The organism is Streptococcus suis, from assembly GCF_002964575.1.
In the GTDB taxonomy this organism is placed as follows: Bacteria; Bacillota; Bacilli; order Lactobacillales; family Streptococcaceae; genus Streptococcus; species Streptococcus suis_R.
Window position 1 is genome coordinate 43,254 of record NZ_POQQ01000048.1, and the last position, 12,812, is coordinate 56,065.

Genomic DNA, 12,812 nt, shown 5'->3' on the forward strand with positions numbered 1-12,812 from the left:
AGGTGTATATGGATACAGCAGAAATTCGCCAAAAGATTGAAGAACTTGGCAAAAAATTAACTTCTTTTAGGGGGTCTCTTTGACTTAGAAGGTCTGGAAGAAGAGATTGCCATTCTTGAGAACAAGATGACGGAGCCAGATTTTTGGAATGATAATTTGGCAGCCCAGAAGACGTCTCAGGAGTTGAATGAATTAAAAAATACCTATGGAAATTTCCATCAGATGTTGGATTTATTTGATGAATCTGAAATTCTTTTGGATTTCTTAGCAGAAGATGAGTCCGTACGAGAAGAGTTGGTTGAAAAGTTGGCAGACTTGGACAAGTCCATGACGGCTTATGAGATGACCCTGCTCTTGTCAGAGCCTTATGATCACAATAATGCCATCTTGGAAATCCATCCAGGTTCGGGTGGTACAGAGGCTCAGGACTGGGGAGAAATGCTTCTACGGATGTATCAGCGTTTTGGAAATGCCAAAGGCTTTGCGGTAGAAACCTTGGATTATCAGGCTGGGGATGAGGCTGGAATTAAGTCTGTAACCCTTAGCTTCACAGGTCCAAATGCCTATGGTTTGCTCAAGTCAGAAATGGGAGTTCACCGGTTGGTACGTATCTCACCATTTGACTCAGCTAAGCGTCGTCATACTTCCTTTACTTCGGTAGAGGTCATGCCTGAATTGGATGACACCATTGAGATTGAAATCCGAGATGATGAGGTGAAAATGGATACCTTCCGCTCAGGTGGTGCCGGTGGTCAGAACGTCAACAAGGTATCGACTGGTGTTCGTTTGACCCACATTCCAACAGGTATTGTCACCCAGTCAACTGTTGACCGAACCCAGTATGGCAACCGAGATCGTGCCATGAAACTCTTGCAGGCTAAATTGTATCAATTAGAGCAGGAGAAGAAGGCGGCAGAAGTGGACTCACTCAAGGGAGATAAGAAAGAGATTACTTGGGGAAGCCAGATTCGTTCTTACGTCTTTACGCCTTATACCATGGTCAAAGACCACCGTACTGGTCACGAGGTGGCCCAAGTCGATAAGGTGATGGATGGAGATTTGGACGGCTTTATCGATGCCTATCTAAAATGGAGAATTAGCTAAGAACCGATATGTACAAATGAAGTACTGGTATATAAGAGATGTTTTTTCGCTCATCAAGGAAGTTTTTTGAGAAAATACTGACTGTATTTTGAAAAAACGAAGGATGAGTAGTTGAAAACTAGCCTTAGATGCAAGTGCTGAACTGTGAATACAGGTTCTCAAATCTAAAGAAAGGACTGTCTGAGACAGAAAATCCTATGAGAATTATTGAAATGAAGAACGTTTCCAAGAAATATGGAAACGGAACGACGGCCCTTCGAGGAGTATCCGTCAATGTTGAGGCCGGAGAATTTGCCTATATTGTTGGCCCTTCAGGTGCGGGTAAGTCAACCTTTATCAAACTTTTGTATCGCGAAGAAAAGCTTGATAAGGGGAGTTTGACAGTTGGAAAGTTTGACCTGGCTAAGATTAAGAAAAGGGATGTTCCTCTCTTGCGTCGTAGTGTAGGTGTGGTCTTCCAGGACTACAAACTTCTTCCTAAAAAGACTGTGTTTGAAAATATTGCCTATGCTATGGAAGTTATTGGTGAGAAACCGCGTAATATTAAAAAACGTGTGATGGAAGTATTGGACTTGGTTGGTCTGAAACATAAAATCCGTTCCTTCCCAAATGAACTTTCGGGTGGTGAGCAGCAGCGTATCGCCATTGCCCGTGCGATTGTCAACAATCCGAAAGTATTGATTGCCGATGAGCCGACTGGTAACTTGGACCCAGAAAATTCCTGGGAAATCATGAACCTCTTGGAGCGTATCAATTTGCAAGGGACAACAGTTTTGATGGCAACCCACAATAGTCAGATTGTAAATACCCTCCGCCACCGCGTTATAGCGATCGAAGACGGTCGAGTGGTACGGGATGAAGAACAAGGAGAGTATGGATACGATGATTAGACGATTTTTTAGACACTTTATTGAGTCGCTCAAGAGTTTGAAGCGCAATGGCTGGATGACGGTTGCGGCTATTTCCTCTGTAACCATTACACTGGCCATGGTTGGTTTATTTGCTTCAGTTATTCTCAATACTGCTAAACTGGCTTCTGATTTGGAACACAATGTTCGTATCAATGTTTACTTACGGGCCAATTCAACAGATCAGGCTGAAACGATTGTCAATGAGGCTGGTGAAACAGTAGCCAACCCTGATTTTAATAAGGTTTACAACCAAATCACAGCCCTTCCAAATGTGCAAACCGTTACTTACTCAAGTAAGGATGAACAGTTGAAAAAGCTGACCGACACTCTTGGTGAAACCTGGAATCTCTTCCAAGGAGATGCTAACCCGCTTTACGATGCCTATATCATTGATACGACTGAGCCTCAGTACGTAAAATCGGTTGCGGCAGAAGTTGCAAAAATTGACGGTGTTACAGAAGTCCGTGATGGCGAGGTGGAAACGGAGCGTATCTTCAAATTGGCATCAATGGTGCGCACTTGGGGACTAGCAGCAACTGGCTTGCTCTTGTTTACAGCTATATTCTTGATTTCTAATACCATTCGTATTACGATCATTTCTCGTAGCCGTGAAATTCAGATTATGCGCTTGGTTGGTGCAAAGAACAGCTATATCCGTGGTCCCTTTCTTTGGGAAGGTGCTTGGGTAGGCTTGCTTGGTGCGATTTTACCATCTGCCTTGGTTTATTTCTTGTATCAGATGTTTTATAATTCAGTTAATGCTAGTCTTGCTAGCCAGGACTTGTCCTTGATTAGTCTAGATATTTTCATTCCAAGCATGGTTGGAGCCCTATTTGTTATCGGCATCCTCATCGGTTCACTCGGTTCAGTTATTTCCATGAATCGTTACTTGAAAATTTAAAAAATGAAAAGGTCCGCACTGATGCTAGTGACGGACCTTTTGTATTGATTATGAGTGAGAATGATGGGACTTGTCGTCCATATTTTGCTTAATGGCACAGTCACAGGAACATTCTCCACAGGAACTTTTTCCTTTTACTAGGCTGCGAACGGCTAGAATAAATAGAACTGCAATGATAAGAAAGAGGATAAGTGTTGGCATTAGTATTCTCCCTTTTCAAGTTTTTTTAGGGTAACAATGGGTAGAAGAGAGGCAGGTTTTTTCAGCAAGCTATAGATGGCTGCTAGTAGCAAGATAAGAGCGATAAAAGTCCAAGCTGTTGGAGTTTGTCCATCAATTAGTACGAGCCCCAACTGGTAGATAATTAGGCTGGTTGCATAGGCCAGACCCGTCTGGAATCCGATAGCAATCCAGGTCCATTTGGCCTCTCCCATTTCACGATGAATAGCACCGATTGCTGCGAAGCAGGGGGCACAGAGGAGGTTGAAGACCAAGAAGGAATAGGCTGACAAGGCAGTGTAGTCTTGTTGTAGCAGTCCCCAGAGTTCAGGATTTTCTTCAGTAGTCTCTCCTAATCGGTAGAGAATACCAAAGGTGGCAATGACGGTTTCCTTGGCTAGTAGTCCTGTGATGGCCGCAACAGTTGCCCGCCAATTGCCAAATCCAACCGGCTGGAAGAAGAGGGAGAAACTGCGTCCAATAGAAGCCAGAATGCTCTCCTCTGTTTCAACCATCTGCAAACCCCAGTTATAGGAACTAGCAAACCAGATGACGATATTGGTTACAAAAATGATGGTACCAGCCCGTTTAATAAAGCTCAGAGCCTTGTCGAAGGCATAGCGACCGACAGTTTTAATTTCTGGTAGATGATAGGATGGTAATTCCATGATAAAGGGGCTAGCTACTCCGCCCAGTTGCTTGGTCTTTTTAAGGGCCATGCCAGATAGAACAATGGTTCCCATGCCGACAAAATAGGCACTTGGAGCAATCCAGGGATTGTCTGGGAAGAAGGCTCCGGCAACTAAAGAAATGATGGGAAGTTTGGCAGAGCAGGGCATAAAAGTAGCTGTCATGATGGTGATTTTTCGGTCTTGTTCATTTTCAATGGTCCTGCTGGCCATGACTCCTGGAACACCACAGCCAGTGGAAATCAGCATGGGAATGAAAGATTTTCCAGATAAGCCAAAGCGTCTAAAAATCCTGTCCATGACAAAGGCAATGCGGCTCATGTAGCCAATGTCTTCTAAAATTCCAAGACAGAAAAAGAGAACAAAAATTTGTGGAACAAAGCCGAGTATGGCTCCACAGCCGGCTACAATTCCATCGAGCACCAGAGATTGAAGCCAATCAGCAATGTCAAAAACATGCAGATAATGTTGGATATAGTTTGGAACTAGCTCTCCGAATAAGACCTCATTGACCCAGTCTGTTCCCATGGTTCCAACAGTTTGGATAGAAAGGAAGTAGGTCAGCCACATGACAATGGCAAAGATTGGTAGGGCAAGAAAGCGGTTGGTGACAACCTGATCGATTTTGTCAGAGAGGTTAAATCTTGTATCGCTCTCTTTGGTGACTAGCTCAGCGATATTCTCAATCAATTGGTAGCGTTGATTGACGATGATGGCTTCCATATCGTCTGCGTATATTTTTTCTAAAATCGTAATAATTTCCTGTAAATCGAGTAGGGATTGTTGATCTAAAGGACATTGCTCCAAGATAATCGGATCTTGTTCTAGCAACTTAATAGCATAGAAGCGTTTTTGATGGTCTGGGACGGAGTCGGGCAAGAGGTCAAATACTTGTGACAAAGCAGCTTCGAATTGCTTGTCATACTGAGGAAAGATTGGTTCGATGTGCTGATGGCTACATTTTTCAACCTCGTGAAGGAGTTGGGGAATGCCTAGTTTCTTTAAGGCACTGATTGGCTGAACTGAAACACCTAGTTGATAGGCGAGTTGTTCACTGTTAATGGATTTTCCCTGGTTTTTCAGACTATCAGTCATATTGAGAGCGATTACAGTTGGAAGACCCATTTCTAATAATTGCAGGGTTAGATAGAGGTTGCGTTCCAAATTTGTCGCATCAACGACATTAAGAATAGCAGCAGGCTGGTCAGTCATCAGATAATCTCTGGCAACAGCTTCCTCAGTTGTGTAGGGTGATAGGGAGTAGATTCCTGGTAAATCCTGTAGAACTAGATGTTTGCGATTTTTTATCAGACCTGATTTTTTCTCAACCGTCACTCCTGGCCAGTTTCCGACACGCTGGTTGGTACCTGTCAAGAGGTTAAAAAGGGTTGTTTTTCCACTGTTGGGATTACCTACAAGAGCGATTTGGCTTATCATTTTACTTCCTCCGTCAGACGGACCTGCACCATTTGTGCCTCGGATTTACGCAAAGTCAGTTCATAGCCACGCAAGGTGATTTCGATAGGGTCACCGAGGGGGGCAACTTTTTTGAGAAATAGCTGCGTGTTCTTGGTAAGACCCATGGCCATCAAGCGACGGCGAAGGGCACCAGTTGCGCAGATTTCTAGAACCTTGGCAGAGCTTCCAATCGGTAATTGATCGAGGGAGAGTGTCTCATGCTTATCTGAAATTTCCTCAAGGACTAAACTTTCAATGACTGCCTGGTCCAGTGCCAAACGACTGGCCTTAATCTGAATAATAGCATTGGTCTTAGTCTTTGAAATCAAGCGGATTTCTTGCCCCTCTTTCAAACCCAGATGGGCTAGATGTCGTCGAATATCTTCATGGGCCAGACATTCGATAATGGTATAGGTCTGTCCAATGTGGAGTTCTTCAAGCTTCATAATCTATCCTTTGTGATTTTTATAACAATAGTATAACATATTTGTTTAAAAAAGTCAGACAATTCTAGGAAGAATATTACTTTTTTAAATAAGTGTTGACAAATAGATAAAATATGGTAAACTAATAAAGTACTGCTGGTTTAGCTCAGTCGGTAGAGCGCATCCATGGTAAGGATGAGGTCGCCGGTTCAATCCCGGCAACTAGCATAAAATAAGCTGAAAAACCCTTGAAACACAAGGGTTTTTGTTATGTCTGCCTCAAATTCTCCCCTGATATCAAAAAAATCTTGACTTGTCAGTTTATTATGTTAGAATAGGGCTTAGAAAAAAGAAAGGAGTAAAACAAATGAACACACAACTTGTCCTTCAGCAAGCTATTTTTTATCATACACTCCTTTCTAAGCAGGAAAACAGGGCTCATTGAACGACTGTTGAAGTTTTTCGTGGGGCATACTCTGGAATAGTGGGAAAGTCAAGCATGTCTTATCATGGTCAGGTGGGCTTTGTCATGGCTATTCGGGAGTTGGTCTATTTTTGTGGACTGAGCTATGCCTAGGTGGAGTGATAGACACCTGGGCTTTTTTGTGCTTAGAAAGGGATAAGTATATACAAAAAGGAGATATATGTTTCGATTGATTTTTGACTATGTCAAGCAACACAAGTGGCTCTACTTGGTAGTTGTTGTGACTTTGATTATTTATGATGTCACCCTCTTGATACCGACGCAGATTATTCAGAGGATGGTGGATACGCTGACTAAGAATGGACTGACTGAGCAGGTTTTACTTCAAGAAATGGGCCTTTTGCTCTTAGTAACCTTTCTCAACTATGGGATGGGCTTTATTTGGCATTTGAAACTTTTTCAGGCTTCTGTCAATTTCAAATTTGATATGCAACAGCGGGCCTTTAAAAAGATGGTCACCATGCGGACGCCCTTTTATGAAAAATTTCGGTCTGGTGATGTCATGACCCGCTTTTCAACGGATGTTGATGGTCTGATGGAGATGGTTGGCTACGGGCTGATGATTGTGGTCTATGCAGGTGGAATGTTAGCTTTTATTATTCCGACCATGTTTTTCATTGACTGGAAGATTTCCTTCCTGGCTATCTTACCGATGATTTTTATGGCAGTTGCTTTCTTTTTCATTGGTCGCAAGCAGGATTTGGCTATTGATGCCAACCGTGAGGCAGTTGCACAGCTCAATAATGAGGTCTTGGAAGTTGTCGAGGGTATTCGTGTAACCCGAGCCTATAGCAAAAAGGTAACTCAAAAGGGGCAGTTTCAGGCTCGAACCAAGGAATTGGCGGATGGTGGGGACCGGATTACTACCCTACAATCCCTTTATAACCCGTTGGCTACGGTCGGTCTGGGTTTGTCGACTATCCTGGTCTTGGTACTTGGAGCAGGGGCAGTCAAGTCTGGTCAGCTCAGTCTGGGGCAGGTCATCGCCCTGCAACTCTATGTCAGTTCCCTCCTGGAGCCTTTCTGGACCCTGGCGGATTTCATACTAGTTTATCAGACAGGTAAGACTTCATTTGAAAAACTGCAGGAGCTGATTGAAACAGGAGATGACTTGGAAGTGGATGGCTCGGTAGAAATAGCCGAGCTAGATAGTATTTCTTTCAAGAACTACAGCTTTAGCTATCCTCAGTCGGACCGTCCGAGTTTGCAGGAGATTAACTGGACCTTGAAAGCCGGTCAGACAGTCGGGATTGTTGGAAAAACGGGTTCCGGAAAGACCAGCTTGGTTAGACAATTGTTACGTCAGTATCCAGTTGGGCAGGGTGAGTTTCTTGTTAATCATCAGTCTGTCCTTGACTTCAAACGCTCTAGCCTAGAGCGTAAAATCGGCTATGTTCCCCAAGAACACATTCTCTTTTCAAAATCTGTTGGGGAAAATATTGCCTTTGGTAAGCGTGACAGTAGTTTGGAAGAAATTGAAGCGGCTATCGCAACCGCAGCCTTTAGCCAGGACTTGGAGCGGATGAGTCATGGACTGGACACCATGATTGGCGAGCGGGGTGTGTCTATTTCTGGCGGTCAGAAACAACGGATTTCTATTGCGCGTGCCTTTTTACGAGAGCCAGACTTGCTCATTTTAGATGATTCCCTGTCAGCAGTTGATGCTCGAACAGAAGGTCAGATTATCCAAAATATCCAGAAAGAACGTGCTGGTAAGACCAATGTCATTGTGACCCACCGCCTGTCTGCTGTCAACCATGCGGACTGGGTACTGGTCTTGGATGAAGGTCGCATTGTAGAAGAAGGCCGACCGGCAGACCTGCTAGCCCAAGAAGGCTGGTACTATGAACAATACCAGCGCCAACAAAGTCAGGAAGGAGGAGAATAATGAAGGTTTTAGGATTTTTATTGAAGCAAATTGGTCGCGTCAAGTGGCTCTTTACGTTTGCTGTTATCTGTTACTTAGCAGCTTCTAGTCTTTTGCGATTTGCCCCTCTCATTATTCAAAAAGCCATCGATGGACCTTTACGGGCCTTGAGTGAAGGCCAACCCTTCCAAGAAGCCCTTTTCTTGCAGATGGCAAGTCAATATGTGGCCATGATTTTCTTGGGTGCACTTGGCTATTACCTTTCCATGCGGATCTTGATGCACTCGGCCAATAGGATCGCAGAGTATTTGCGCAACCAGGCCTATGATGTTATGCAGCACCTGCCCATTTCCTATTTTGATGACAAACCTGCCGGGAAGATTGCCACTCGTATTGTTAACGATACTGAAACCTTGCGCAATCAGTTTTACGGTACTCTTGTTAATGTCTTTAATAGTTTTATTCGCTTGCTTCTTACCTACGGGATTGTTTTCTACATCAATCCTAGTCTAGGTTTTGCTCTCTTGCTACTAATTCCAGTCTTTATCGGTATTCAATTTGTCTATAAAAAAATGACAGATAAGCCGATGAAAGATTTCTATGATGCTCGTAGTGAGGTCAATACGCAGGTCAATGAGACCATGAACGGAGCTAGCCTTATCCAACTTTACGGACAGGAAGAGAACATGTTGGCAGAGTTTGAAGCGACTGCTGATAAAATGCGGCGGGCTGACAATCAAATTATTTGGGCTCAATCCAGTGCAACTTGGACCTTGCTAGAGTTTCTGAAATTCTTGGTTTTGACGGGGATTTTGACGATTGTCGGTTATCAATTTTTACAAGGCCAATCTAGTCTATCACCGGGTAAGTTATTTGTGTATATTGATTACATTGAAGGGATTTTCGTTTCACTAGGGGCCTTGGTCAAGCAGTTTCCCAATCTCCTTCGGTCGATTGAAACAGGTAAGAGGTTGATGGGCTTGCTGGAAGAAGAAACGGAGCCCGATAGTAGTGCTGAATTGACGGTGACAGACGGTCAGGTGGTCTTTAACCAAGTGACCTTTGCCTACGAAGTTGGCAAGCCTATTCTCAAGGACATCTCCATTCAGGCTGACAAGGGAGAAACCATAGCTCTGGTGGGCCACACAGGCTCAGGCAAGTCCTCCATTATGAACCTCCTCTACCGTTTCTATGATCCTCAGGAGGGTCAGGTTTTGATTGATGTGAAAAACATCCGTGAATATTCCCGTGAGAGCCTGCGCAGTCACATGGGGATTGTCCTTCAGGATCCCTATCTCTTCACTGGGACCATCGCTAGCAACGTGGCTATGGATAGGGAGAAGATGGATAGACCGGCAATTATAGAAGCCCTGGAAAAAGTTGGAGCAGGTCCAATGCTTGCTCGCCTGGAACAAGGTATCGATGAACCAGTATTTGAAAAGGGGTCAACCTTCTCAAGCGGTGAACGTCAATTGATTGCCTTTGCCCGCACCCTTTACTCCAATCCCAAAATCTTGATTTTGGATGAGGCGACTTCACATATCGATACGGAAACGGAAGAAATTATCCAGCACGCTATGGAAGTGGTCAAGGAAGGTCGCACCACCTTTATCATTGCCCATCGCCTGTCCACCATTCAAAATGCAGACCAGATTTTAGTCCTGGACCAAGGTCGGATTATTGAACGTGGCAAACATGAGGAACTGCTTGCCTTTGGCGGTGTTTATGCACAGATGCATGAGATACAGGCTAGGGTGTAGGAGAAGGGGGAGTATAGTCATTTTTTATAGGATGGATAAATAATATATATTAGTAAGGATCTTCTTTTTCTGATAGGATAGGGGTAACTCGTTTAAACTTGTTACAATCAGTCATCATATCCATCACGGAGGTCCAATATGAAAAGAAGTTTAGTCCAAGTCCCCCTAGCCCTTTCAGGTCTGCTACTGGCTCTGGTAGCTTTGGCCAATCTATTAGCTCCAGTTCATCCCCTTATCAAACCCAGTCTGCAAGCCTTAGTCTTGCTGGGCTATGGTCTGCTGTTTTCCAGAATTTTTGCTGTCTGGTCAAAAACTAGGACTGAGCTAGGTCAGCCCATTGTTGCTTCTTGTTTTGCTACGCTTTTTATGGGCTTGTTATTGCTGATAGCCAGCCTTCCTCCTCTACCTTTGGGAATTGGTAAAGGAATTTGGCTAACTCTGGTTTTGCTTTACGGTGCCTATATCGTCTATTTCTCTATTCGTTTTATCAGTCAAAGGAAGTTGGAGTTAGTTTTTCCAAGCTGGTTTATCGTCTATGTAGGTTTTGCCATGGTTGGGGTGACTGCGCCAGTCTATCAAGCTTTTAGACTGGGATGGTTTTCTCTGATTTTTGCGGGAATTTCCTTTGCTATCTTGTTGCCAGTTGTAGTGTATCGTTTGCTACATGTCAAATTGGTTCAGGCTCAATTTCCCCTGCTAGCTATCTTTGCAGCTCCGACTGCCCTGCTCTTAACTGCCTATCTTCAATTGGCAGAGCAGGTAGATTTGCGCTTGCTTGTGTTTTTGTTAGTCTTGTCCCAATCCTTCTATCTAACAGTGGTTCTCTCGCTCAGACGATTGACCAAAAATGGTTTTAGTCCTCTCTTTGCAGCCTTTACTTTTCCGTTTGTCAGCTCTGCTATTTCCCTAAAACTGACCCTAGGGAAGTTGGTGGGACTTCAATCCCTCCTGTCATTTGTTTTGCAAGTGGAGATCATCCTGGCGACGCTTGTGATTGCGGGAGTAGCTTTTCTGTATGTCAATCACCTGTCAAGAGAGTTAGTCAGTGTTTGGTCCTCGGCTGAGGAGAGTGTGTAGGTCTATGGAGGGTTCTGGCAATGATTCAAAGTAGAAAATCTAGTCAAGAGGCTAGGTTTTTTGTTATAATCAAACCATGAAAGCAGTGATTTTTGATTTAGATGATACCTTATACGACCAAATCCAGCCCTTCAAAAAGGCTTTGGATAGGCATTTGCAGGTGGATGATGAGCTAGTCGGTCCCCTTTATCTAGCCTTTCGTCATCATGCGGATCAGGTATTTGAAGCAGCAGCGACTGGCAAGATGAGTTTAAAGGACAGCCATATCTATCGGATGAAAGCAGCCCTAGCTGATTTTGGATTTCAGGTATCGGATGCTCTAGCTTTGACCATTCAGATTGATTATGATTATTTCCAAGGACAGTTGGAGCTTAGTCCTATGTTTCCAGCGATTTTTTCACATTGTAAAGAAAGGGGACTTGCGCTTGGGATCATAACCAACGGTCCTCATCGCCACCAATTGCGGAAGATACGCACTTTGGGCCTTTTGGAATGGTTTGATCAAGATCTAATTCTTATTTCAGGTCAGCTTGGGGTTGCAAAACCGAATTCGCAGATTTTTCAGGTTATGGAACAGCGTTTGGGACTTTCCTCCGATGAGATTTGCTATGTGGGCGATTCTTTTGAGAATGATGTCATAGGGGCCAAGGCTTGTGGTTGGCAGGCTGTTTGGTTTAATCATCGCTTGCGTCCAGCCCCTGAAACAAGTGTTAGTCCTGATAGGATAGTGAACAGGTGGGAGGATTTAGCAGAGGCAATCATCCAGATGGCTTAGCCATTATTTATGGGTGTGATAGATAAAATATATTAGCAAGTTCAATCGTATTATGATAGGATGATACTATATCATATGGGTCTTTTTTAGACCTGTCTATGAAATATCATGAAATGGAGTATCCTATGACACAAGCATTTTTCCCTATTCATACCTTGGACACGGTTAGACCTGATTTGAGAGAAAATCTGGAAACGGTCAAGAAAAATAACGGTGGCTACATTCCCAACCTGATTGGTCTTTTAGCCAACTCTCCAACTGCCTTGGAAACCTATCAGACAGTCGGTGGTATCAATCGCCGCAACAGCCTGACACCTACTGAGCGAGAAGTGGTGCAGATTACAGCAGCAGTTGCCAATGGCTGTGGTTTCTGTGTCGCAGGTCATACCGCCATCTCCATCAAGCAGGTCAAGATGCCAGATGAGATTTTGCAGGCCCTCCGTCAGGGAACACCGATTGAGGCGGATGCAAAATTGGATAGCCTAGCCCGCTTTACGCTGGCAGTTATTCATGAAAAAGGCAAGGTCGGCGACCAGTTGTTGGAAGAATTTTTCCAAGCTGGCTATACAGCAGAAAATGCCCTAGATGTCGTCTTGGGAGTTAGTCTTGCGACCCTCTGTAATTATGCCAATAACCTCATCAACACCCCAATCAATCCCGAATTACAGCCCTATGCTTTGGAGGATTAAAAAATAGAGAGAACCAGTCGGAATAGTCGGCTGGTTTTTCAGTTGGAGCAAGTATCGTCATTTAGTTTTTCTTTTATTACTTCGACGTACGAGGAAACTTCGTTTCCTTATTTCCAGCTTCAAACACTCCACAGGAGTATTTGAACTCGCCTTGCCTGATTTTGTAAAAGTGACTTGCTTTGCAAGTATTATCTCCAACCTTGCACAGTCCATTGACTGTGCAAGCAGTCTGGGGGATACGAATAGTCCGGTGGACTATTCGTACCTGAGCCTGAAAACAAAAAAGCGAAGTACATCAGCTGGTCACCTATAAATAAGAAAGCATTGAGTTATGCCTGCGGCTTTTGACGTGAACATCGTTCACTTTATCCCCAGCCTCCAACTATCTCCCAGATAGTTGGAGCGAGTACTAAAAGTAAACTAAAAGACTATAAAACTATTTTTATAAAAAAG

11 protein-coding genes and 1 tRNA gene are annotated in these 12,812 nt (G+C 43.9%); 9 read left to right on the top strand and 3 right to left on the bottom strand.

Annotated features, from left to right (window positions below; all coding sequences use genetic code 11):
* Positions 1–8 precede the first annotated feature (8 nt).
* From prfB to ftsX, 3 genes are all read left to right on the top strand, one after another.
* Positions 9–1,104 (top strand): peptide chain release factor 2 gene (prfB, locus tag C1E58_RS06515; RefSeq protein ID WP_105209788.1). Its coding sequence is split into 2 segments (ribosomal slippage): positions 9–80 and positions 82–1,104, totalling 1,095 coding nucleotides; the frame shifts between segments, so codons are not numbered across the junction.
* A gap of 197 nt (positions 1,105–1,301) precedes the next feature.
* Positions 1,302–1,994, top strand: coding sequence for a cell division ATP-binding protein FtsE (gene ftsE / locus C1E58_RS06520; RefSeq protein ID WP_105114296.1), 693 nt, complete (start codon positions 1,302–1,304; stop codon positions 1,992–1,994).
* Positions 1,987–2,916, top strand: coding sequence for a permease-like cell division protein FtsX (gene ftsX, locus C1E58_RS06525; RefSeq protein WP_161951286.1), 930 nt, complete (start codon positions 1,987–1,989; stop codon positions 2,914–2,916). The genes ftsE and ftsX overlap by 8 nt, the downstream gene beginning before the upstream one ends.
* 48 nt (positions 2,917–2,964) lie before the next feature.
* Here ftsX and C1E58_RS06530 read toward each other — a convergent pair whose 3' ends face one another.
* From C1E58_RS06530 to C1E58_RS06540, 3 genes are read right to left on the bottom strand one after another with little or no spacing between them, the layout of a single operon-like run.
* Entirely contained in the window at positions 2,965–3,117 is a 153-nt protein-coding gene (locus tag C1E58_RS06530) for a FeoB-associated Cys-rich membrane protein (protein WP_105209790.1), read from the bottom strand.
* Positions 3,117–5,258 (bottom strand): ferrous iron transport protein B, encoded by a 2,142-nt coding sequence (gene feoB, locus C1E58_RS06535; RefSeq protein ID WP_161951287.1) that lies wholly within the window; start codon positions 5,256–5,258, stop codon positions 3,117–3,119. The genes C1E58_RS06530 and feoB overlap by 1 nt, the downstream gene beginning before the upstream one ends.
* Positions 5,258–5,728: a ferrous iron transport protein A gene (locus C1E58_RS06540; RefSeq protein WP_105209792.1), complete on the bottom strand. Its 471-nt coding sequence runs from the start codon at positions 5,726–5,728 to the stop codon at positions 5,258–5,260. The genes feoB and C1E58_RS06540 overlap by 1 nt, the downstream gene beginning before the upstream one ends.
* A 134-nt stretch (positions 5,729–5,862) precedes the next feature.
* On the opposite strand from C1E58_RS06540, the gene C1E58_RS06545 reads away from it, so the two are divergent.
* The 6 genes from C1E58_RS06545 (at position 5,863) to C1E58_RS06570 (ending at position 12,359) form a co-directional block, all read left to right on the top strand.
* A tRNA-Thr gene (locus C1E58_RS06545) sits at positions 5,863–5,935 on the top strand.
* Positions 5,936–6,351: 416 nt separating this feature from the next.
* Complete coding sequence (locus C1E58_RS06550; RefSeq protein WP_105209793.1) at positions 6,352–8,079, top strand: ABC transporter ATP-binding protein; 1,728 nt, start codon at positions 6,352–6,354, stop codon at positions 8,077–8,079.
* Entirely contained in the window at positions 8,079–9,818 is a 1,740-nt protein-coding gene (locus tag C1E58_RS06555) for an ABC transporter ATP-binding protein (RefSeq protein WP_105209794.1), read from the top strand. Before C1E58_RS06550 ends, C1E58_RS06555 begins: the two co-directional genes overlap by 1 nt.
* A 138-nt stretch (positions 9,819–9,956) precedes the next feature.
* Positions 9,957–10,895: a TDT family transporter gene (locus C1E58_RS06560; RefSeq protein ID WP_105209795.1), complete on the top strand. Its 939-nt coding sequence runs from the start codon at positions 9,957–9,959 to the stop codon at positions 10,893–10,895.
* Positions 10,896–10,971: 76 nt separating this feature from the next.
* Positions 10,972–11,670: an HAD family hydrolase gene (locus tag C1E58_RS06565; protein WP_105209796.1), complete on the top strand. Its 699-nt coding sequence runs from the start codon at positions 10,972–10,974 to the stop codon at positions 11,668–11,670.
* 113 nt (positions 11,671–11,783) lie between these two features.
* Positions 11,784–12,359 (top strand): carboxymuconolactone decarboxylase family protein, encoded by a 576-nt coding sequence (locus C1E58_RS06570; protein WP_419579958.1) that lies wholly within the window; start codon positions 11,784–11,786, stop codon positions 12,357–12,359.
* Positions 12,360–12,812 lie beyond the last annotated feature (453 nt).